The 22,030-nt window shown below is 62.8% G+C and carries 17 protein-coding genes; 8 read left to right on the top strand and 9 right to left on the bottom strand.

Features of this window, described 5'->3' with window-relative positions:
• The first annotated feature begins 93 nt into the window (after positions 1–93).
• From LVS58_RS19825 to LVS58_RS19810, 4 genes are all read left to right on the top strand, one after another.
• On the top strand, positions 94–936 hold the full coding sequence (locus LVS58_RS19825) for a helix-turn-helix domain-containing protein (protein WP_020192280.1): 843 nt from the start codon (positions 94–96) through the stop codon (positions 934–936).
• 42 nt (positions 937–978) lie between these two features.
• Positions 979–2,361: an aspartate aminotransferase family protein gene (locus LVS58_RS19820; RefSeq protein WP_233692457.1), complete on the top strand. Its 1,383-nt coding sequence runs from the start codon at positions 979–981 to the stop codon at positions 2,359–2,361.
• Positions 2,362–2,505: 144 nt separating this feature from the next.
• Complete coding sequence (locus LVS58_RS19815) at positions 2,506–3,999, top strand: aldehyde dehydrogenase (protein ID WP_233692456.1); 1,494 nt, start codon at positions 2,506–2,508, stop codon at positions 3,997–3,999.
• A 152-nt stretch (positions 4,000–4,151) separates the two neighbouring features.
• Positions 4,152–7,058: an HD domain-containing phosphohydrolase gene (locus LVS58_RS19810; RefSeq protein WP_233692455.1), complete on the top strand. Its 2,907-nt coding sequence runs from the start codon at positions 4,152–4,154 to the stop codon at positions 7,056–7,058.
• 13 nt (positions 7,059–7,071) lie between these two features.
• On the opposite strand, the gene LVS58_RS19805 is transcribed toward LVS58_RS19810, so the two are convergent.
• Entirely contained in the window at positions 7,072–8,784 is a 1,713-nt protein-coding gene (locus tag LVS58_RS19805) for an FAD-dependent oxidoreductase (RefSeq protein WP_233692454.1), read from the bottom strand.
• A gap of 194 nt (positions 8,785–8,978) precedes the next feature.
• On the opposite strand from LVS58_RS19805, the gene LVS58_RS19800 reads away from it, so the two are divergent.
• The 3 genes from LVS58_RS19800 to LVS58_RS19790 all read left to right on the top strand — a co-directional run bounded on the left by LVS58_RS19800 (position 8,979) and on the right by LVS58_RS19790 (position 11,790).
• On the top strand, positions 8,979–9,755 hold the full coding sequence (locus tag LVS58_RS19800; protein WP_233692453.1) for an IclR family transcriptional regulator: 777 nt from the start codon (positions 8,979–8,981) through the stop codon (positions 9,753–9,755).
• 137 nt (positions 9,756–9,892) lie between these two features.
• Positions 9,893–10,945: a Gfo/Idh/MocA family protein gene (locus LVS58_RS19795; protein ID WP_233692452.1), complete on the top strand. Its 1,053-nt coding sequence runs from the start codon at positions 9,893–9,895 to the stop codon at positions 10,943–10,945.
• A gap of 29 nt (positions 10,946–10,974) precedes the next feature.
• Entirely contained in the window at positions 10,975–11,790 is an 816-nt protein-coding gene (locus LVS58_RS19790; RefSeq protein WP_233692451.1) for a sugar phosphate isomerase/epimerase family protein, read from the top strand.
• Positions 11,791–11,942: 152 nt separating this feature from the next.
• Here the strand turns inward: LVS58_RS19790 and LVS58_RS19785 are convergent, their stop codons facing one another.
• The 5 genes from LVS58_RS19785 to LVS58_RS19765 form a co-directional block, all read right to left on the bottom strand.
• Positions 11,943–13,268 (bottom strand): MFS transporter, encoded by a 1,326-nt coding sequence (locus tag LVS58_RS19785; protein WP_233692450.1) that lies wholly within the window; start codon positions 13,266–13,268, stop codon positions 11,943–11,945.
• A 164-nt stretch (positions 13,269–13,432) separates the two neighbouring features.
• Positions 13,433–15,121, bottom strand: a complete 1,689-nt coding sequence (locus tag LVS58_RS19780; protein WP_233692449.1) for an FAD-dependent oxidoreductase — start codon at positions 15,119–15,121, stop codon at positions 13,433–13,435.
• Positions 15,122–15,162: 41 nt separating this feature from the next.
• The gene (locus LVS58_RS19775; protein WP_233692448.1) at positions 15,163–15,483 is read right to left on the bottom strand and encodes an NIPSNAP family protein; all 321 of its coding nucleotides are present in this window, start codon (positions 15,481–15,483) and stop codon (positions 15,163–15,165) included.
• Entirely contained in the window at positions 15,468–17,201 is a 1,734-nt protein-coding gene (locus LVS58_RS19770) for an FAD-dependent oxidoreductase (protein ID WP_233692447.1), read from the bottom strand. The genes LVS58_RS19775 and LVS58_RS19770 overlap by 16 nt, the downstream gene beginning before the upstream one ends.
• Before the next feature lie 4 nt (positions 17,202–17,205).
• Positions 17,206–18,015, bottom strand: a complete 810-nt coding sequence (locus LVS58_RS19765; RefSeq protein WP_233692446.1) for a shikimate dehydrogenase family protein — start codon at positions 18,013–18,015, stop codon at positions 17,206–17,208.
• A 156-nt stretch (positions 18,016–18,171) separates the two neighbouring features.
• Here LVS58_RS19765 and LVS58_RS19760 point away from each other — a divergent pair, with 156 nt between their 5' ends.
• The gene (locus LVS58_RS19760; RefSeq protein ID WP_233692445.1) at positions 18,172–18,942 is read left to right on the top strand and encodes an IclR family transcriptional regulator; all 771 of its coding nucleotides are present in this window, start codon (positions 18,172–18,174) and stop codon (positions 18,940–18,942) included.
• 91 nt (positions 18,943–19,033) lie between these two features.
• On the opposite strand, the gene LVS58_RS19755 is transcribed toward LVS58_RS19760, so the two are convergent.
• From LVS58_RS19755 to LVS58_RS19745, 3 genes are all read right to left on the bottom strand, one after another.
• On the bottom strand, positions 19,034–19,291 hold the full coding sequence (locus LVS58_RS19755) for a PAAR domain-containing protein (protein WP_233692444.1): 258 nt from the start codon (positions 19,289–19,291) through the stop codon (positions 19,034–19,036).
• Positions 19,288–20,184 carry a DUF6708 domain-containing protein gene (locus tag LVS58_RS19750; protein ID WP_233692443.1) on the bottom strand — a complete coding sequence of 299 codons (897 nt, stop codon included), beginning with the start codon at positions 20,182–20,184 and terminating at the stop codon, positions 19,288–19,290. The genes LVS58_RS19755 and LVS58_RS19750 overlap by 4 nt, the downstream gene beginning before the upstream one ends.
• Positions 20,185–20,186: 2 nt before the next feature.
• The coding region (locus tag LVS58_RS19745) for a T6SS effector BTH_I2691 family protein (protein WP_325175989.1) at positions 20,187–22,030 on the bottom strand (1,844 nt) is incomplete at its 5' end.

Raw genomic sequence — 22,030 nt, 5'->3', positions numbered from 1 at the left:
GGTGATTCCGGTGCCTGCAGCCTCGTGGGAGTATCTGCTCAACAACGCACCGCACTGGCGGCGGTGCCACCGAGAAGAAACGGCAGGCTCACAGTGACTAATCAATTGCTTTCAGAACAATGGTTCGAGCACCAGGCCAAGGTCACCGAGGCGATCGGTCGGCCGGGCTTTGCCGCCAGCCTGTTTGCTGCACTGGGTGTAATCCGGCCGATCCAGGCGACCACGGTGTACCTGTACCCGCACGACGGCATGCCCTGTGCGCTGTTCGAGCAGGATGACAAGGCACCTTGGCAGCCCGAAGGCAATGTCAGCCGCTACCTGTCGGGCTTCTACCTGCTTGACCCGTTCTACGGTGCTTGCGTGGAACAGGTCGAATCCGGCTGCTACGGCCTGTTCGAAGTGGCGCCCGATCACTTCGAGGTCAGCGAATACTACCAATCGTTCTACCGTCACTCGCACCTGGAGGATGAACTCAACTACATCCTGCAGGTAGCACCCGGGCAAAGCCTGGCGGTATCGCTGGCCTTCACCGACAAGCTGGATGGGCAAAGCCGCACGCTGTTCGGGCTCATCACGCCTTGGGTGCTGGCGGTGCTCGGCAAGCATTTTGCCGGGCTGGACAGCCGCGCAGGGCGCTTCGAGAACATCCTCGAGCAACGTATCCATGCCGCGCTGAACAACTTCGGCAGCTCGCTGCTGACCGAGCGTGAATGCCGTATCGCCCAGTTGATCCTGCGTGGTCACTCGACCAAGTCGCTGGCCGAGCGGCTGGGGGTGTCGGAAGACACCATCAAGTCGCACCGCAAGAACGTCTACGCCAAGCTCGACATCGGTACCCAATCCGAGCTGTTCTCCCTGTTCATCGATGCGCTGGCCAATGCCCAGGGCGTGCTGGGCAAGGACCCGCTGGAAAGCTACATGGGCAAGCTGCGCTGAGCGCCAGCTGCCCTGCAACCCCACCGCAAAGGAAAACCAACAATGAACGCGCCTTTCGCCCCGCAACGCCAGACCCGTGACTACCAGGCAGCCGATGCCGCCCACCACATTCATGCCTTCCTCGACCAGAAGGCGCTGAACGCCGAAGGGCCGCGGGTGATCGTCGGTGGCGAACGCCTGCACCTGTGGGACAGCGAGGGCAAGCGCTACCTGGATGGCATGTCCGGCCTGTGGTGCACCCAGCTCGGTTATGGCCGCCGCGACCTGACGGCCGCCGCGGCCATGCAGATGGATCAGCTGGCCTACTACAACATGTTCTTCCACACCACCCACCCGGCGGTGATCGAACTGTCCGAGCTGCTGTTCAGCCTGCTGCCGGGGCACTACAGCCACGCGATCTACACCAACTCCGGCTCCGAGGCCAACGAGGTACTGATCCGCACCGTGCGGCGCTACTGGCAGGTGGTCGGCCAGCCGGACAAGAAAATCATGATCGGCCGCTGGAACGGCTACCACGGCTCGACCCTGGCGGCCACGGCGCTGGGCGGCATGAAGTTCATGCACGACATGGGCGGGTTGATTCCGGATGTGGCGCACATCGACGAACCTTACTGGTACGCCGAGGGCGGTGAACTGACCCCGGCCGAGTTCGGCCGCCGCTGCGCCCTGCAACTGGAGGAAAAGATCCTCGAACTGGGTGCCGAAAACGTTGCCGGTTTCATTGCCGAACCCTTCCAGGGGGCAGGCGGCATGATCTTCCCGCCGGAAAGCTACTGGCCGGAAATCCAGCGCATTTGCCGCCAGTACGACGTGCTGCTGTGCGCCGATGAGGTGATCGGTGGCTTTGGCCGCACCGGCGAATGGTTCGCCCATGAATACTTCGGCTTCGAGCCCGACACCCTGTCGATTGCCAAAGGCCTGACCAGCGGCTATGTGCCCATGGGTGGTCTGGTGCTGAGCAAGCGCATTGCCGAGGCGTTGGTGGAACGCGGCGGGGTATTTGCCCACGGCCTGACCTACTCCGGCCACCCGGTGGCGGCGGCGGTGGCCATCGCCAACCTGAAGGCGTTGCGTGACGAAGGCATCGTGCGCCAGGTGAAGGACGACACGGGGCCATACCTGCAGCGCATCCTGCGGGAAGTGTTTGCCGACCACCCCTTGATCGGCCAGGTACAAGGGGCCGGGCTGGTGGCGGCGCTGCAGTTCGCCGAGCACAAGCCTACGCGCAAGCGCTTTGCCAATGAGAACGACCTGGCCTGGCAGTGCCGCACCTTTGGTTTCGAGGAAGGGGTGATCATTCGTTCGACCCTGGGCCGGATGATCATGGCCCCGGCGTTGATCGCCAACCACAGCGAGCTGGATGAGCTGGTGGAGAAGACCCGGATAGCCGTAGACCGCACGGCGCGGCTGGTCGGCAAGCTCTAAGCCTTTTGGGGGCGCTTGCAGGGGCAACGCTGCTCCTGTGGGAGCGCCTTGTGTCGCGATTGGGCTGCAAAGCAGCCCCGGCGATTCATCCGTGGGACAACGCCCCCATCCAAAAGATTGCTCCAATGCTTACCAGGAGTACAAATGTATACCCTCGAATTCTGGCAACAGCGCGCTTCGGATCTGTATCTGCCATCCCAGGCGCTTATCAGCGGCAAACCCGTCAATGCACAGGATGGCGCCACCTTTGCTGCCATCAACCCCGCCACCAACAACGTAATGGCACAGGTTGCCGCCTGCGGCCATGCCGAGGTCGACCTGGCCGTTGCCAGCGCCCGTCGGGCCTTCGAGCAAGGCCCCTGGCCGCGCATGGCGCCGGGCGAGCGCAAGAAAGTGCTGCTGCGCCTGGCCGAGCTGGTCATGGCCCATCGTGAAGAACTGGCATTGCTGGACTCGCTGAACATGGGCAAGCCGGTGATGGATGCCTACAACATCGACGTGCCGGGCTCGGCACAGGTGTTCGGCTGGTACGGCGAAGCGCTGGACAAGCTGTACGACCAGGTGGCGCCCACGGCGCCCACTGCGCTGGCGACCATTACCCGCGAAGCACTCGGTGTGGTCGCGGCTGTGGTGCCGTGGAATTTCCCCCTCGACATGGCCGCCTGGAAGCTGGCCCCGGCGCTGGCTGCCGGTAACAGCGTGGTACTCAAGCCCGCCGAGCAATCACCGTTCTCTGCCCTGCGCCTGGCCCAACTGGCGCTGGAAGCGGGGTTGCCGGAAGGCGTACTGAACGTCGTGCCGGGCCTGGGCGAGCAGGCCGGGCAGGCGCTGGGCCTGCACCCGGATGTGGACTGCCTGGTATTCACCGGCTCCACCCAGGTGGGCAAGTACTTCATGCAGTACTCGGCGCAGTCCAACCTCAAGCAGGTGTGGCTGGAGTGCGGCGGCAAGAGCCCCAATCTGGTGTTCGACAACTGCCAGGACCTGGACCTGGCAGCGGAAAAGGCCGCCTTCGGCATTTTCTTCAACCAGGGCGAGGTGTGTTCGGCCAACTCACGGCTGTACGTGCAGCGTGCCATCCACGATGAGTTCATCGAGCGCCTGCAGGCCAAGGCTCGCCAGTGGCTGCCCGGTAACCCGCTGGACCCGGCGAGCCGCGCCGGGGCCATTGTCGATGCCGAGCAGACCGGCCGCATCGAGGCCGCCATCGTGCGTGCCGGGCAAGAGGGCGCGCGATTGGTGTGTGGCGGCCGACGCCTGACCGTCGAAGGTTCGGACAACTACATCGAGCCCACCATTTTTGCCGGTGTCGACGGCCGCATGAGCCTGGCGCGGGAGGAGGTGTTCGGCCCGGTGCTGGCAGTCAGCGCCTTCGACACGGAAGAAGAAGCGGTTCACCTTGCCAACGACAGCATCTATGGCCTGGCAGCCTCGGTGTGGAGCGACGACTTCAATCAGGTGCACCGGGTAGCGCGGGCGTTGAAAGCCGGTACCGTATCGGTGAACACGGTCGATGCGCTGGATGTGACGGTGCCGTTCGGCGGAGGCAGGCAGTCGGGGTTTGGACGCGACCTGTCGCTGCATTCGTTCGACAAGTATTCGCAGCTCAAGACCACCTGGTACCAGTTGCGCGGCTGATGTCCTGATCATGGCCCACGTCGCCTGCGTCGCGGTACAAAGCCTTGCACGATCGTCTGTAAACGTGTTGCCGGCCCGGCAGAACGCTCACATGCACTCTACACTGCTGCAGACATCAGCCAAGGCAATGTGCCGCACATGGAGTACCTGGGATGGGCTACGTGTCGACGGGGCGTGTCGTTGGCAATAGAGGACGTGGTATTTCACTGCAGTGGCTGGTGGCGCTGGCCATCGTGCTGGGCATGCTGCTGCTCGGCGCCGCCCTGGCCTGGCAGGGTTACCGCGGTATTCGCCAAACCCTTGTGGCTGCTGCTGGCGATGCCGCCCAGCAGGTTGCCAAGACGATCGACGAGCGCGCCAGGCGCCTGATCGAGCCGGCGCAAAGCAGCATTCGCCTGCTTGCCCACAACCCGACGGTGCACACCCAGGCACAGCGCCTGGATCGGCTGCCACAGCTGGTGGAAATGCTGGACGCCAACCGCATGCTCAGCGCCGCCTATCTGGGTTACCCCAGCGGCGAGTTCCTGCTGGTGCGTCGCCTGCGTGACCCGCAGCTGATGCAGCGTTTCGCCGCTCCACCGGGCACGGCTTTTCTGGTGCAGAGCGTCAGCCATGGCGACGGCGCCAAGGTGCAGGGCGAGTGGCGCTTTTATGATCGGGCGCTGAACGTGTTGCAGACCCAGGCCAAACCTGACTATCGCTACGATCCACGCCTGCGCCCCTGGTTCGTTGAAGCCACGGTACAACCCTCTACCGTGCTGACGCGTCCTTATGTGTTCTTCACCACCCGCGAGGTTGGCTTGACCATGGCCCAACGTAGCGTCGATGGTGGGGCCGTGATCGGCCTGGATGTCTCGGTCAACGACTTGGCCAGCGAGACTCAGGACCTGCGCATGACCCCAGGTACCGAGATTGTTGTGGTCGACGACCAGGGCAACGTTGTGGCCTATCCGGACCCGCAGCGGGCAATCGTGCACGAAGGGCAAGGCGTGCGCCTGTCGCGTGTCGCCGAACTGGGGGCTCCCAGCCTGGCGCAGCTGTACGCTGACCTGCCGAAGGGCAACCAGCCTCAGCCTTACCAGGTGGACGGCCAGACCTGGTATGGCATTCGTGTGCAACTGACCACCCTGGCCGGGCACGACTTGCAAGTGCTGATTGCCGTACCAGGCCACGAGTTGCTGGTGGGGGCACGCAAAGTCTTGTTCGAGCAGTTGCTCTGGACCGTGGCGCTGATGGCCGTGTTGCTGGTGCTCGGCGGTGTGCTTGGCCGGCGCATTGGTCGCCCGCTGCGGCTGTTGCGCGAGCAGGTTCAAGGTTTGGCCAGTTTTGATTTCAGCCGTGAGGTGGGTGTGCACTCGCGGGTTTCCGAAGTGCGCGAGTTGAGCTGCGTGCTGAGCCGCATGTCCGGTACTATTCGCCACTTTCAGGCGATTACCCTAACGCTCAGCCGTGAGCGAAACCTGGAGTGCATGCTCGACGGCGTGCTGAACCATCTGGTAGAAGCTGCCGGGGGCGACGCCGGCATGGTTTACCTGTACGACGCTGAACAGGCTCTGCTGCGCCTGGCCGCCTCGTACCGCGGTGAACAATACCCAAGCGAGCTGGCAGTGGATGAAGGCGCCCACCAGCACTTGGCTGTAGCAGTGACCAAGGCCCTTGGCCTGCACGAGCGCAGTCTGGCCGTGGTGCTGAATGACCGTAGCAGGGCACTGTTGGGCATCCTGGTTCTGCAAATGGACGAAGAGCAGGCGCAGGAACGGGTGGGCGAGGCATTTCGGCGTTTTGTCGAGGAGTTGTCCGGTGTGGCTGCAGTGGCCATCGAAACCCGCCAGTTGGTCGAAGCCCAGCAACGCCTGCTGGACGCCATGATCAAGCTGCTGGCAGACGCCATCGATGCCAAGAGCCCTTATACCGGTGGCCACTGCGAGCGGGTGCCTCAGCTGGCGCAGATGCTGCTGGATCAGGCAGTGGCAGCCGACAGCGGTCCGTTCGCCAGCTTCAGCATGACCGAGGCAGAGCGATACGAGTTCCGTGTGGCTGCCTGGCTGCACGATTGTGGCAAGGTCACCAGCCCCGAGTACGTAGTGGACAAGGCGACCAAGCTGGAGACACTGTACAACCGCATCCACGAAGTACGCATGCGTTTCGAAGTGCTGTGGCGCGACGCGGAGCTGGCCTACTGGCAAGGCCTGGCCAGTGGCGCCGACCAGCAGGTGCTGAAAGACGCACTGAAGCGAAACCAGGCCGAGCTGCAGGACGACTTCGCTTTCGTCGCCCAGGCCAACATCGGCGGCGAGTTCATGCAGGACACCGATATCCAGCGCTTGCAGGTGATCGGCAAGCGCCGTTGGCTGCGCCATTTTGATAATCGCCAGGGCATTTCCCGTGATGAAGCGGAACGCCTTGTCGGCATGCCGCAGCCTGCACTCCCGACAGAGGAACCATTGCTGGCCGACCGCCCCGAGCACTGCGTGCCCTGGGGCACCCGCACGCCGCCGGTGGTCAAGGATGACCCGCGTAATATCTGGGGGTTCGACATGCACCTGCCAGGCCACGCCAGCAACTACGGCGAGTTGTACAACCTGTCGATCCGCCGTGGCACGCTGACGGATGAAGAACGCTTCAAAATCAACGAACACATCGTGCAGACCATTATCATGCTCAGTGCGCTGCCGCTCCCGCGCCAACTCAAGCGGGTACCCGACATCGCCGGCAACCACCACGAAAAGATGAACGGCAGCGGCTATCCGCGCCGTCTGGGTGGGCAGGACCTGGGCATCGCCGAGCGGGTAATGGCGATTGCCGACATCTTCGAAGCACTGACGGCAGCAGACCGGCCTTACAAACCCCCGAAGACGCTGTCCGAATCGGTGAAGATCCTGGTGTCCATGGCCCGCGAGGGGCACGTCGACGGGCAACTGCTACAACTGTTCCTCAGCAGCGGGGTATACCGTCAATATGCCGAGCGCTTCCTGCGCACCGAGCAGATCGACGAGGTGGATGTGGCCTACTGGCTGGCGCAGATTCAGGAGCGCAGCGCAGCGAGGCCTGTGAGCTGAGGGAGGAGTCAGCTCACTCATACCCCTGTGCCCCGGCAATGTGCCGCGCGGCCACATAGCCAAAGGTCAGCGCCGGCCCCAGGTTGATGCCGCCCGACGGGTACCAGCCACCCAATACACTGGCCATGTCGGTACCTGCTGCGTACAGGCCTGCTATCGGCTGCCCGGCCTCATCCAGCACACGGGCATTGCCGTCGGTGCGCAACCCGGCAAAGGTGCCAAAGCAGCCGGGCTTTACCTTCACTGCATAGAACGGCCCGTGCTCGATGGGCGCCACGCAAGGGTTAGGGCCCTTGTGCTGTGGGTCACCCTGCTTGCGGTTGAACGGCGTGGAACCACGGCCAAACGCCGGGTCCTGGCCGCCCCGGGCATGGGTGTTGAAGTCAGTGACCGTGGCGCGCAGCCCGGACGGGTCAATGCCGCAGGCCTGGGCGAGCTGTTCGAGCGTGGCGCCGCGTTTCAGGTAGCCGCTGCGCACATGGGGGCCTACCGGCAGCGGTGCCGGGCGGGCATGCCCCAGGCCATAGCGGCGCAAGAAGCGATGATCGCACACCAGCCACGAGCACACCTCCTGACCCTGTGGCACTGCAGCGACCATGGCCGACACATAGTCGTAATAGCCATGCGCTTCGTTGACGAAACGCTTGCCGTTGGCCAGCACGCCGATAATGCCCGGTTTGCCGCGCTCGATAATGTGCGGGAAGTGGCCGACGCTGCCGTCGCGATATGGCACCTGTGAAACCGGTGCCCATGCCACTGGCGACTTCAGGTCGGTAGCAACCACACCGCCGGCGGACTCACCCAGCCGCAGGCCATCGCCGGAACACCCCTTGGGCGGCAGCGCCAGGTTGTCGTGGCCGCTGGTATCGCGCGGGAACAGCTGCTGGCGCCGGGCGTGGTCGTTGGGAAAGCCGCCTGCCGCGAGCACCACGGCCTTGGCGCGGATCAGCTGCTCGCCCTGTGGCGTGGCGACCAATGCCCCACGCACCTGGCCATCCTCGATCAGCAGGCGCTTGGCTGGCGCCGATTCCTGCAGGCGCACGCCCAGGTCTTGTGCCGATTTGGCCAGGCGCGCTACCAGCGCCACACCGTTGACCAGGTGCATGGCCCGACCATGGCGGGCCAGGTGGTACAGGTGGCGACCAAAGCGCTTGCACACGTGCAGCAGGGCTTTGGGCGAACGGGTCATGTTGAGGAAAGCGGCAAGGTCGGCACCGGCCATGATCGGCATGCCCATGAACGATGTTTCGCGCATGGTCTTGCGCAAGCGCGGCAGCAGGGCGCCCACCTCGCGGGCATCGTAGGGCGCGGCGATCACCTGGTGGCCACCAAGGGCCGCCCCCGGCGTATCGCCATGCATGTCCGGGATGCCGTTGCCGTCGGCAAACTGCAACGCCGTGTACTTCTCGAAAAACGCCACCATGTGCGGGCACGCCTCAAGGAAGACATCGACGCGCTCGGCATTGTAATGTGCCCCCAGCTCATGGCGCAGATAAGTCCGCGGTTGCTCGATGTCTTCCTCAATGCCGGCCCTGCGGGCCAGTGGGTTGCGTGGCACCCAGGCCCAGCCGCCGGACCAGGCGGTGGCACCGCCAAACACCGGTTCTTTCTCCACCACGATCACCTTCTGCCCGTGCCAGGCAGCCGTGACGGCCGCCGCCAGCCCGGCGGCGCCAGAACCTATGACCAGTACATCGCATTCGGTTTCGAGGGGAACGGAAGGCATTGCGGGTTTCCTGTGTTTTTATTAGAACGATGTTCCATATTCTTATCGGCAGTGGAGGGTCCTGCAAGGGCGGGCGGCCCATGGTCGGCAAGAACTGGGCGATCATCGAACATTCGAGGTGGCCCGAGGTGCGCTAAGGTAGCGACGGTGTGGAATCATCTTCTAGAATCCGCAAAAAAACAGGGACCTGTGACATGGCTGGTAGTCAGATCGAACGCGCCTTCAGTCTTGTAGAAAGCCTTACCGGTGAACCCCAAGGGCTGCAATTACAAACCCTGGCCGAGCGCCTGGACATTCCGAAAAGCGCTGCCCACCGCATGCTCAGTGAGCTGGTGCGGCTGGGCTACGTACGCCAGAACCGGGAAAGCAGCCGCTATCAGCTGTCGGCCAAGCTGGTAGCGCTGGGTTTTCGTTACCTCGCCAGCAGCGGTGCCGACATCATCCAGCCGATTCTTGACCGCCTGGCCCAGGACAGCGGTGAACTTGTGCGCCTTGGGGTGATCGACGGGGCCCGGCAAACCTGGATCGCCAAGTCTCAGGGTGCCCGCTCCGGGTTGCGCTACGACCCGGATATGGGGCGCGACGCGCCGCTGTTCTATACCGCCTCCGGGCATGCCTGGCTGGCCAGCCTGGACGATGAGCAGGCACTGCAGATGGTGTTGCGCCAAGGTATTGCCGACCCCGATCAGTTCGGCCCGAACGCGCCACGCTCCACCGACGAACTGCTCGCCTACCTGCACCGCGCCCGCGAGCGTGGTTATGCCTGGGTTGAGGAAACCTCCGCCATTGGCACCTCAGCCCTGGCTGCTGTGGTGCGCCGCCCGCAAAGTGACGAAGTGATCGGCGTGCTGAGCATCGCCGGGCCCAGCGCGCGGCTGGCCCAGAGCCGCCTTACAGCACTGGCACCGCTATTGCTGGCGGCAGCAGATGAGCTGTCGGCGGCCAGTCCTGCCAGCGACCTGTTCGCCTGAGGAATATTCCGGTCGATAACCGCACAGTCTGTTAGGCCCGTTCTTCTGAAAAGTTGAACTTGGTTCTAAATTGTCGAGTGTGAAATCTGGAACCTTGTTTCAGAATCTCATGACAACAATGACAAGAGGACAGGCTGTTGAATGCACCCCTTCGTATTGCCTTGATTGGCGCCGGCATCATGGGCCGGCAGCATTACCAGCACTTGCGCAATGTGCCGCAAGCCCAACTGTGTGCGGTAGCCGACCCCGGCCCGCAGGCCGAAGCCTTCGCTGCCGAGTGCGGCGTGCCCTGCTTTGCCGATCACCGGCAAATGTTGGCGCATGTGCGCCCGGAGGCAGTGATCGTCGCCAATCCAAACAACCTGCATGTCGCCACCGCCCTGGACTGTGTCGAGGCCGGGGTGCCGGTGCTGGTGGAAAAACCGGTGGGCGTGAACCTGGATGAAGTGCGTGCGCTGGTGCAAGCCTCACGCCGCCGAGGTGTGCCCGTGCTTGTAGGGCACCATCGCCGACACAATCCGCTGATCGCCAAGGCGCACCAGATGATCAGCGAAGGCAAGCTGGGCCGTCTGATCAACGTCACCGCGCTGTGGCAACTGCAAAAGCCCGACAGCTATTTCGAAACGCCCTGGCGCCGCGAGCCAGGGGCCGGCTTCTTGCTGACCAACCTGATCCACGACCTGGACCTGTTGCGTTACCTGTGCGGCGAGGTGGTGCAGGTGCAGGCCTTCACCCGCAACGATGTACGCGGTTTTGCCAACGAAGACAGCGCCGCGGTGCTGCTGCAGTTTGCCAGCGGTGCCCTGGGCAGCCTGACCGGGTCCGATGCGGTGGCTGCACCGTGGAGCTGGGAGCTGGACGCTGGCGAAAGCCCCGTATACCCGCGCCAGGATGGCCAGCCGTGCTATCTGCTGGCCGGTACCCAAGGTGCACTGAGCATTCCCCAGCTCAAGCGCTGGCATTACGCCGAAGCAGGCTCGGGCTGGCATACGCCCCTGTTGCAAAGCTCGGAAAGCATCCCCGCCGGCGAGGCATTGACCCTGCAATTGCAGCATTTTGTGCAGGTCGCCCGGGGTGAACAGGCGCCGCTGATTGATGCTGCCGACGGGGGGCGCACACTGGCGCTGATCGAAGCGATACGACAGGCAGCCCAAAGCGGTCGTGCTTGCGCGCCCGAGCACATTGGCTGATGCAACCCTACTATTGCTGGTGATGATAAATGACTGATCGAATTTTTTCCCTCGCGGCCCTGACGGTGCTCGAGCTGTCTCCACCGGACATGGTCGAGGCCGCCGCCCGAGCGGGTTACAGCCATGTCGGCCTACGGCTGGTGCCAGCCACCGAGCAGGAGCGGCATTTCCCGTTGGTAGCCGATACCGAACTGCGCCGGCAAACCCAAGTGCGCCTGCGCGACACGGGCATCAAGGTGCTCGACCTGGAGATTCTGCGTCTTCAACCGGCAACCTGTGTGGCCGATTTCGAAGCGATCCTGGCGGTGGGCGCAGAGTTGGGGGGCACTGAACTGTTGGTGGCGGGCAACGACCCCGACGAAGCGCGCCTGACCGAGCGCTTTGCCGCATTGTGCGAACTGGCGGCGCGATACGGCATTCACCCTCACCTGGAATTCATGCCCTGGACCGACGTACGGGACCTGCGCCAGGCCATGCGGGTGGTGGCCAACGCCGACCGCGCCAATGGCGGCGTGCTGGTGGATGCCTTCCACTTCAACCGCTCCGGCTCTTCGCTGGACGACCTGGCGCAACTGAAGCCGCAGCGCATGCGCTATGCCCAACTGTGTGACGTTGCTGGCCCGGTACCGGCCGACATGGACGAGATCCTGCGCCAGGCGCGTAACGAGCGACGCTTCCCGGGTGACGGCGATGCCGACTTGGTTGGCTTGTTGCGCGCCTTGCCGGCGAGCGTGCCGCTGAGCCTGGAAATCCCCACGCGGCAATTGCTGGAGCAGGGCATCAGCGGCGAACAGCGCGCGCGCATGGCGCTGGAGAAAGCCAAGGCGGTGCTGGTCGCAGTCTGATCGAGCGAACGTGGCGCATGGCATCGGCTACGCCACGTTCTTGAGTGAACCTGCGCACGCCGAACGTTGCATTCTTGTTGTTCGCTTCTCAAGCAATACCAAGCCAAAAAAAAGGCCCGCAAGGGCCCCGTAGAGGAAAGTAGCTAGCGCTCTCAGGCGCTCTCGACCTTGCGCGGTGCCATGAAATACATCCACACCAGCGCCAGGAAGTACATGGCGGGGATCATGGTAAACAGTACGGCATAGTTGTTGTTGGTAGCGGTCAGCACGCTGCCGACAATCTGCGTCATGAACATCCCGCCAATTGCCGCACACATGCTGCCGAAGCCGAATACGGTGCTCACCAGATGCTTGGGTGTGTAGTCCATCACCAGGCTCCAGATGTTCGCCGTCCACGCCTGGTGCGCGCCTACTGCGATCGAGATGGCCGCCACCGCGATCCACAGTCCACTGGCGTTGGCGGCAAAGATGACGCTGAGCATGGTGCAGGCAAAGATCAGCATGGACACCAGTCGCGCTGTAGTGGCACGCACGCCACGGCCGATCAGCCACGACGACAGGATGCCTCCCCCGATGCTGCCGAAGTCCGCCGTCAGCCAGATGATGATCAGCGGGATGCCCATCTGGGTCACATTGATGCCCAGGCTGTATTGCTGGTTCAGGAACGGCGGCAGCCAGTACAGGTAGAACCAGAACACCGGCGCGGTAATCGCATAGGCCACGGCAAAAGCCCAGGTGCCCCGCAGGCGCAGGATACGGCTGAACGGCACGCGGGTCGGCTCGGGCTCGTCATCCTGCTGGATGTACTGCACCTCGCTCTGACGCACGCGGGGGTGGTCTTCAGGGTTGTAGTACTTCAATACCCACAGCACGACCCACACCAGGCCCAGGCTGCCCATGGCGATGAACGCAGCCTGCCAGCCCCACACAGCCAGGATCAGCGGCAACAGCGCGGGGGTGACCATGGCGCCAACATTGGTGCCGGCATTGAACAGCCCCGTTGCAATGGCCCGCTCACCCGCCGGGAACCACAGGCGCACGGTCTTGACGCAGGCCGGGTAGTTGGCGGCCTCGGTCAGGCCGAGGATGAAGCGGCAGACCATGAAACCTGCCGCCGAGGTGGCCAGGCCGTGGGCCCCCGTGGCCAGGCTCCACAGCAGTACTGCGAAGAAGAAAGCCCGTTTGACCCCGACCTTGTCGATCAGCCGGCCTTGCAGCAGAAAGCCGATGGCGTAGCCGACCTGGAACCAGAAATTGATGTTGGCGTAGTCCATCGCCGTCCAGCTCATTTCCTTGGCCAGCACGGGTTGCATGATGCCGAGAGCGGCGCGGTCGATGTAGTTCAGGGTGGTGGCGAAGAACACCAGGGCGAGCATGCCCCAACGGGTCTTGCCGACGCCAAAGGCGCCGCGGAGCTTGTCGCCGATCGAGCCCTGGGACATCCTGGGCGCGACGGGGGGGATCTTGGAGTGGTTCATAGACTGCTCGTTTCTTGAAATTGTATTCAGCTGCGGTGCTACGGGTACGTGACCGTTTCCCAGGCAGGGGCACGCAAGGCCGGTGCATGGTGAGCAGTGAAGACGGCAGCGTCAATTCAAGACAGGGGCTACTGTTCGGTTATCGAACGGTTGCGTTACCGACGTCAATGATGTGCACAGCCCCCGCTCAACGCTCTACCGGCCAGGTACCCGAAGGTCATCCCAGGCCCAAGGGTAATGCCGCCGCTCGGGTAGTACCCACCCATCACGCTGTGCATGTCGTTACCCACTGCAAACAACCCGGGTATTGGCTGCCCTGCGTGGTCCAGCACGCGGGCCGAGGCGTCTGTGTCCAGGCCGGCGAAGGTGCCAAGGCTGCCTGGCAGCAGTTTCACCGCATGGAACGGCCCCTTCAGCAACGGCCGAAGCGACGGGTTAGGTGCCTGCTGCGGGTCGCCTTGGGCCCGGTTGTAGGCCGACGCGCCACGCAGAAAGGTAGGGTCGTCACCTTGTGCTGCGTGATGGTTGAAACCCTCCACCGTGCGCTGCAGTTGCTCGGCGTCGATCCCGCAGCGCTGCGCCAGTTGCGCCAGGGTGGCGCCGCTATACAAATAGCCACTGCGCTGATAGAAGCGGGTAGGGAAGGGAAAGGGCTTGGCCCAACCGATGCCATAGCGCCGTTGCGCAGCATGGTCGCAGATCAGCCAGGCCTCCGGCTGCTCAGCCTGCGGCGTGGCGGCGAACAGCGCGTTCATGAAGTCATGGTAGCAATCGGCTTCGTTGACGAAGCGCCGACCATCGCGGCGCACGGCGATGAAACCGGGCTTGGCGCGGTCGATCAGGTGTGGGAAATGCCCGAAATGGCCATCGCGGTGCGGTACCTGCGATACCGGCGCCCAGGCGCCCACATGGGCGCCTGCCGCAGACACCCGGCCACCCGCCTGTTCGCCCAGGCGCAAACCATCACCGCTATTCTCCCTGGGCGCAGCGGAGTAATGCTGGTCACCGTCCGGCGCGTGCGGCATCAGCTGCGAGATACGCTGGCGATCATGTGGGAAGCCACCGCAGGCCAGCACCACACCGCGCTTTGCGTAGATCGCCTGGCCATCGGCAAACAGCGCGCCGTTGACCCGTTCTTCGCCCAACAACAGACGGCTGGCCGCTTTCTCGGTCAGCACAGTCACGCCACGATCAAGGGCGCTGCGCAGCAGGCGCGCCACCAGCGCGTTGCCATTGACCAGGTGCAGGCCGCGACGGTGCAGCAGCAGGTCTCGGCCATGGCGCAACAGGCGCTTGCCAACATGCAGCGCTGCCTTCGGCGAGCGTGTGGCGTTGAAGAAGGCAGCCATGTCGGCGCCTCCGGCAATACCCATGCCGGCCAGGCTGACGATGTCCAGCGGTGGGCGTAACGTGTGCAGCCAAGGCCCTAGCCGTCGCCCGTCGTAAGGTAATGCACACAGCGAGCGCCCGCCGCGTGCACTGCCATCACCTTCACGCATGTCGGGCATACGGCTGCCGCACTGGAACTGCACGGCAGTGTGTTGCTGGAAGAACGCCACCATTTCCGGACCATGGCGCAGGAAGGCGCGTTGACGTGGGTCCAGCTCGTGGGTGTGGGTTTGCGCACGCAGATAGCGCTCCGGGGCATCGTCGGCTTCGACGATGCCTTCGGCGATGGCCAGAGGGTTGCGCGGTATCCACAACCAGCCCCCCGACCAGGCGCTGGTGCCGCCCAGCTGGCTGGCTTTTTCCGCGACGACGACTTTCAGGCCATGATGCGCGGCGGTTACGGCGGCCGCGAGGCCAGAGGCGCCGGAGCCGATGACGAGTACGTCACATTCAAGGGGGGGCATGGAAGGGGTCCGCTCGGATGTTGGTAGAGGTGGCGTGTGGCTTACTGCAGCGGTGAGAAACCGGTCGGGCGCAGCAGCCGCGATTGCAGGTGCAGTACCGCGCCCAGCTCGCGGTTGCGTCGCGAGAATTCCGCCCAGCGCGGGTCTGCCGCCATGGCTGCGCGGCGTGCCATGCGGTCGTCGAGGCTGGCATAGCCCCAGATGTGTACCACTTGGTTGACGTCGCCGAATTCGCTGGTGAAAAAGCCCACCAGGTTGCCCAGGTGTTCGCTCTGGACTTCGAGTGCGTGGCTTTGGTACAGGGCTAGCCAGTCGGCCATTTTCAATGGGTCGAGGGTGTAGGTTCTCAGTTCGTAGTACATGCCGGGTTCTCCGTATGGGTAGCCGGCGCCTGCAGGCGCGCGGTGATGTGGTTGGCAGCAAGCCAGCCGAAGGTGAGGGCAGGGCCCAGGGTGATGCCGGGGCCAGGGTAGGTGCCCTTCATCAGTGAGTTCATGTCGTTGCCGACCGCATACAGCCCGGGAATCGGCAAACCGCTGCGGTTCAGCACGTTGGCATCGGCGTTGGTCACCAGGCCGCGGGCTGAACCAAGGTCGCCGGTGTGTATGCGAATGGCATAGAACGGCCCCTTGGTAAGGGGTGCCAAGCATGGGTTGGGCCTATGCTGCGGGTCGCCCATGTAGCGGTTGTAACGGTTGCCGCCTTTGCCAAAGGCGCGGTCGATGCCATTGCCGGCATCGCTGTTGAACTGTGCAAGGGTTTGCGCAAACACCTGCGGATCGACACCGATGGCCAGTGCCAGTGCCTGCGATGTGGCGGCCCGATACAGGTAGCCTGCGTCGATCAACGCCTGGTTGTTGACGGGCTTGGGCCGCGCCAGGCCAAGCCCGTACCGGTTCATTGCCTCGGCATCGCAGACCAGCCAGCAGCTGGCAATGCCGTTGGCGAACATGGTGTGCACGAAGTGGTGGTAGGAGTCGGACTCGTTGACGAAGCGCCGTCCGGTTTGGTCTACCGCAATCACGCCAGGCTTGGCGCGGTCGGTGACCAGGTGCGGGAAGCGCTCACGTTGACCATCGGCATGACATAGCTCGGAAACCGGTGCCCAGAAGAAGTTGGCCGCCAGTCCCTCGCCTTCGGCTGCTGCCACGGCCTGGGCAAGGCGCAAGGCGGCTCCGTCATTGGCCGGTGGTGACATGGTCAGGTGCGGCGCCTTTTGATCAGGGCGGTAGCCGGCGGCCATTGCGCCTGCTGCGAATCCGCCCATGGCGCACACCACGCCGCCACGTGCCATTACCCGCTCACGGCGGCCCTCGCGTTGTACGACCACACCCGTGATCACGCCGCGCTCGGCGATCAGCTCCACGGCTTCGCTGCGCAACCACAACTGCGTGCCGTGGGCGAAGGCGCTGGCGGCCAGGCGGGCGATCAAAGCGTTGCCGGTGGTAAGCCGGGTGCCGCGTGGGTGCTGCAGGCGGTCGCGCGCGTAACGCGTCATCAGCTTCAGGCAATGCCACAGCGACCTGGGGGAGCGGCGAATGTTGAGGAAATGCTGGATATCCACGCGGTTGACCATCATGCCGCCGAACAGCAGCATACCGGGCGGTGGCATCTGCAGGTCCTTGAAGCGTGTGCCCAGGTGCTTGCCGTCGTATTCGACCATTTCCAGCGCCCGGCCGAACTCAGTGGCACCGGGTGCGTCCGGGTAGTAGTCGGGCGAGAGTGGGCGCAGGGCATAACGCAGTTCGGTGTTCTGCTCCAGCCAGCGCAGCGCCTGGTGGCCATGCTCGATGAAGGCATCGCCCAAGGCGGGGTCGTAGCCGTCGCCGATGACCTGCTTGAGATAGGTGCGCATTGCCTCGGGGGAATCCTTGGCGCCGGCGTCACGGGCTTGGTCGGTGCCATACAGCCACACCGCGCCGCCAGAAATCGCCGAGGTGCCACCAAAGCGTTCGGCCTTTTCCACCACCAGCACCTTCAGCCCACGCCGGGCCGCTGTGGCGGCAGCGGCAAAACCACCGGCACCGCTGCCCAGCACAACCAAGTCGAAGCTGTTGTGTGTATGCTCCAGCGTCGTCATGGCCTCAGATCTCCAACGGGGTGACGCCCATGAAGGCGCCAAGGTGGCCCAGTTGGGCGAAGGCCATTTGCGGGCCAGTCTGGATCCTGCAACCTACTTGCCGTGCGCGGTTCAGCAGCGGGGTGATCTCGGGTGAGGTGACCACGTCGGCGACCAGGGTGTCTGGCAGCAGGGTAGCCAGCAGGGCGGCGGACAGCGGCAGTTCTGCGCGAGTGCCCATGCCGACTGGGGAGGCGTTGGCCACCAGGTCGAAGTCTTCCAGCCCACTGAACTGTGTGCTTACCGTGAGCCCGGGGAAGGCTTTGCCGAGCAGTTCGCAGACAGCATCCCTGCGTGCTGTGCTGGGGTCGCTGAGGGTAATGCTGGCGATTCCTGCCTCAGCCAGTGCATAGGCAATGGCGCTGCCAACACCGCCGCAACCGATCACCAGTGCCCGTTTGCCCGCCGGCGTGAAGCCATGCTTGTGCGCAGCGCCGAGGAAGCCGGCGCCGTCCACGTTGTCGCCCAGCAGGCGGCCGTCGTGCTCGCGACGTATCACATTGACCGAACCCAGGGCAGCTGCGCGCTCGCTCAGGCCGTCCACGCGGTTGGCCAGCGCCTGCTTGTAAGGCACGGTGACCACGCAACCGCGCAGGTTCTGCCAGCCACGCAGGGTACCCGCAAAGCTGTCCAGCGCGGCCTCGTGCAGGTCGATGGGCAGCATGGCGAGGTTGCAGTTGTTGTGGTTGAACCAGGTGTTGAAGTTTTCCGGAGACTTCACCTGGGCGATGGGCGAACCGACGATGGCGACCAGTTCAGTAGAACCACGAATCATGCTGACCTCCTTATTGGCGTTGTTATGGAGGCAAGGGTGAGGCAGAGGGGCGCGTTCAACAATGCGTCAAACGGCCTCTGAATGCGATAATCGCAATCATGATCCGGTTATCGCATTAATCGGTTGTTTTTGTTCCTCTGGTAGCGAGTCGAATGCATGAACACACCCGTCATCCATCCCCGTGACCTGATCGCGGGCTTGCAGAAAGGCCTGGCGCTGATGCAACTGTTCAGCGCCGAGCAGCCGCGTCTGAGTGTGCCGCAGGCGGCCAGGTTATCCGGCCTTACGCCCAGTGCGGTGCGGCGGTTTCTGCTGACCTTGGTGCATGAGGGCTTTGCCGAAACTGACAGCCGCGAGTACTGGCTGACCCCCAAGGCCTTGCGTATCGGCCAGGCTTATGTGGACTCGGCGCAACTGCCGCGCATGCTGCGGCCGATCGTTGAACAGGTGGCGCGCCAGACTCAGGAGCACGTATCGGTGGGTACCCGCGATGGCGATGAGATCATTCATCTGGTGCGTAGCCGGTATAGCCATGTGGCGTCTTTGTCGATCAGGCCGGGCTCGCGGGTACCGATGTATTGCACGGCCGGCGGGCGGGTGTGGCTGGCCTGGCTGGATGAGGGGGAGCGGGACGAATACTTTGCCCGTCACCCGCTGCGGGCGTTGACGCCTTACACACTGACTGACCGGGCGCAGCTGGACGCTGAGCTGTTGCGCGTGAAGGAGCAGGGGTTCTGTATCGTTGATCAGGAATATGAAATCGGTATGCGGGTGCTGGGTGTGCCATTGCTGGGACGGGCCGGTCAGTTGAAAGCGACGCTTACCATCACGACTCATGCATCGCGGTTGAGTATTGATGAGATACGGTTGCGGTATTTGCCGACCCTTTATGAGGCACAGGCATTGCTTCGGCCCGTGCTGGATTGATGCAGACATGGCGCAGTCTGCGGGCTGGCGCCATGTGTGTGAGGACGGGCCCTTGCGAAGCAGGCGACGCGATGGCGTTGCTCACTGGCGTTCAATCTATGAGCCAACCCTGGTCCCCTTCGATCAAAGTCCCTCCATGACTGGTAGTGTCACCCTCCCTTGCTGCGGGTTGGCCTTCGATGATCGTGCAGGCAGCGCCGGTTTCGATAACGGCGCCACAACTGATGCGATCACCCACGCGTGCGACGGCCTTTCCCTCCACGAATGTTGCACGTGCGCCGGTTTCCACAGTGCCTTCGCCATGCAACGGGCAGCTATGACGATGACCTACCAGTACGATGGGTTTCATGTGCGCTTCCTTTTGCCGGGTTTAACGGGGGCTGGGGCCTCCTCAAAGGCTTCGGGTGGTGGTGGCGCTGCTCGGACGTTGAACAGGCGGCAGATGCCGTACCAGCAGAGAGCGACGGAGAGGTTGTAGGGGAACAGCACAGCCCAGAACGGCAATTGCCAGTTCTTTTTACCCTGCATTTCACCGGGCTCGCCGGTTCGCCAGGGGGCGTAGTGGCGCCAGGCTTCGGCCGGGGTCAGACAGATGGCGTGGAGTGGCTTGTGCCACCAGTTGGGCTCACCGGGCGGGGGAAGTTTGTCCGGGCCGTGGTCCATGAAGTGGCGCAGGTATTCCCACACTTCGGCGACATGCTTGACGCCGGGTTCGGTGGGTTCGTTGCTGTCGACCCAGAGGCAGTCTTTTTGATGCAGGCTGCCGTCTTCCCGGCGGGGGGCGAAGGCGAGGGCATAGCTGGTGCTGAATGATGAACCGCCGTATTCGGTGCGTTTGAAGATGCCACCTCCGGTGTTACTCCATTCAAACACAAATACCTTGCTCAAACGTTGGTAGTAGATCTTCTGGGTTGATCGGTTGAGGCAAATGGTTGATAGGCCCTTTATAAAGAGAATTCGATAAGCTAGGAAGGGAGTGAACACGAAGGGTGTTATTAGAAATAAAAACATCAATAAAATGTCTTCGTTGTAGAGTCTCGAGATGCTGGGGGATAGATAAGGGTAAGTGCTTATCAATAGTGTGATCGTCATTGCGCAATACAGTTCTCCCATAAACACGGAATCTGTTACCCATGGGTTTCTCAGGCATAAGGTATTCTCGGATAGTTTTGCTAATTGTCCTCCAATTGCAGGTGCATGCCCGGAGTATGACGTTGAATTGAATATCCAGATGGTTGCCATAATTAGTGATCCAGACGGAAAAGTGACATAGTCTCAGTGTCTTCTTCCAACCCTTGATTGGCGCGGTAAGTTAGATGCAGTGAGACAGGATTTTGGTTGGCTAGCGTGTTCTCGAAATGCAGAACCAGGCCAGCACCTACGATGTGGCCGGTCGGGGAAATTGGGAATACGTTTATTCCTTTGTCGTCACGGAGGGTGCTCAAGCTTCCTGACCATTCGCTTACCCCAAGCACAAAGCCAGGCAGCAGTACTGTGAACTCAGCGGTTGGTTGGGATGTGATTACTTTGTTATGTGTGATCGCTGTCCAATCTGGTGGCGACCAGTGGTTATTCTGATGCCATCGGCTGTCGACGTTAGTTATGCCGAGTGATAAGGCCTGCTCGGCGGATAGTAGCTTGGGTCCATAATGTTCATTGTGCCAAGCCTTGATTTCTGTTTGCAGTGAGGTGAAAGCAGGCAGTTTTTTGTCAAAGTCCAAGTTGATGTCGGCGTGCGACTCTCCATCATTGATGCGATTGCCGAATATGCTACGTGCTGCCCACAGTTCTATTGGTCTGTGAAGGCGTTCATGTGCCTTGGCGTGTAGGTAGAGGCCTCCTGCTATGATGGCTACGCCTACGAGCACAAGGGCAGCGGCGGCCCATCCGGCAAAGGGTACCAGCGTTGTAGCGCCCGCAATGGCAAGTCCTGCTTCAAGAGTGACAGCAGAGCCAATGGCCATGGTTAATCCACCAGCAATTGTGTATCTGCCAGCCGTAGAGTTACCGTTATCGAATTGGCGCAATCCCTTAGATAGGTCAGAAAATAGGCTAAATGCAATCGCCGGGTACCCGGCTAATCGGGCAAACAGATTGCTACCCAGGAACTTGATGAGCCCATTGCCAAAGGCCATGCCTGGTGCAGTTGAGCTTAATCTCAGCATGACGGCCTTTTGCGTAGCCCGCACGCTGACCAATGTCGCCGCCGCTGCACCGATCACCCCGAACACCGATGAAGCGAACCCCATCGTATATTCCGGTGCATCGCTCTTCTGCAGGCTGTTATAGGCCGTCTTGAGCGATAAGATGTTGAACCACAGCATCCCTGCGTTTAAACCGCCACCACCGCCGGAGGTGAGCAACCCAAGGAAGTTGGGTTTCACGCGCGCAGTGGTGGTCAGCTCGATGGATACCGTGCGGCTTCCTGAGATGCGCAACGCTTTCATCTCTTCAACCTGCGCCATGCCGCTCTTCAGAAACCGCTGCACCTCCTGGCTAAATGGATTTTCCTTGATGGCCTGCTCGGTGATGCGATAGCGCGCCGCCAGCAACCCCAGTGCTTTCTCGGCATTGGCCTCGCGCGCGGCCAGCAACACCTGCTGGCGCAGGCCATGGCTGGCGTCCCAACGGGTCTGGCCACGCAGGCGTTTGAGCACGACGGCATTGACCGACTGGGCGGTGAGGTCCGTGATGTCCGCCATGGCCGGGAAGCGACCGGCCAGTCCTTCGATCACGTTGTCGCTGGCGCCGAACAAAGAGCCGATCGAATCGGCCTTGTCCTTGAACGGGTTGAACGGCGCCAAGGCGGTGTAAAGCGGGCTGTCGTGCTGGTCCAGCCATTGCTCCAGGCGTTTGAAGCGGCGGTCGTGATCTTCGGTGCCGGGTGTCGGCTGGCCCATCGGGTGAATCAGCAACGCCAGTGAGATTTCCAGGCCGCGGGCACAGGTGCGTTCGTCGCGGTCGTAACAGGCCAGCGCCGCAGCCAGGCTGTAGGGATTATCGATGTGTTGGGATTCGGCCGTCGCCAGCCAGGCGTCATGATCGTTGCTGGCTTGCAAGGCCAGGTTGCGCAGGGCGGCCATCCGTT

This window comes from Pseudomonas sp. JR33AA (assembly GCF_021378985.1).
Lineage (GTDB): Bacteria > Pseudomonadota > Gammaproteobacteria > Pseudomonadales > Pseudomonadaceae > Aquipseudomonas > Aquipseudomonas alloputida.
This window is presented reverse-complemented; position numbering and strand designations above follow the sequence as displayed.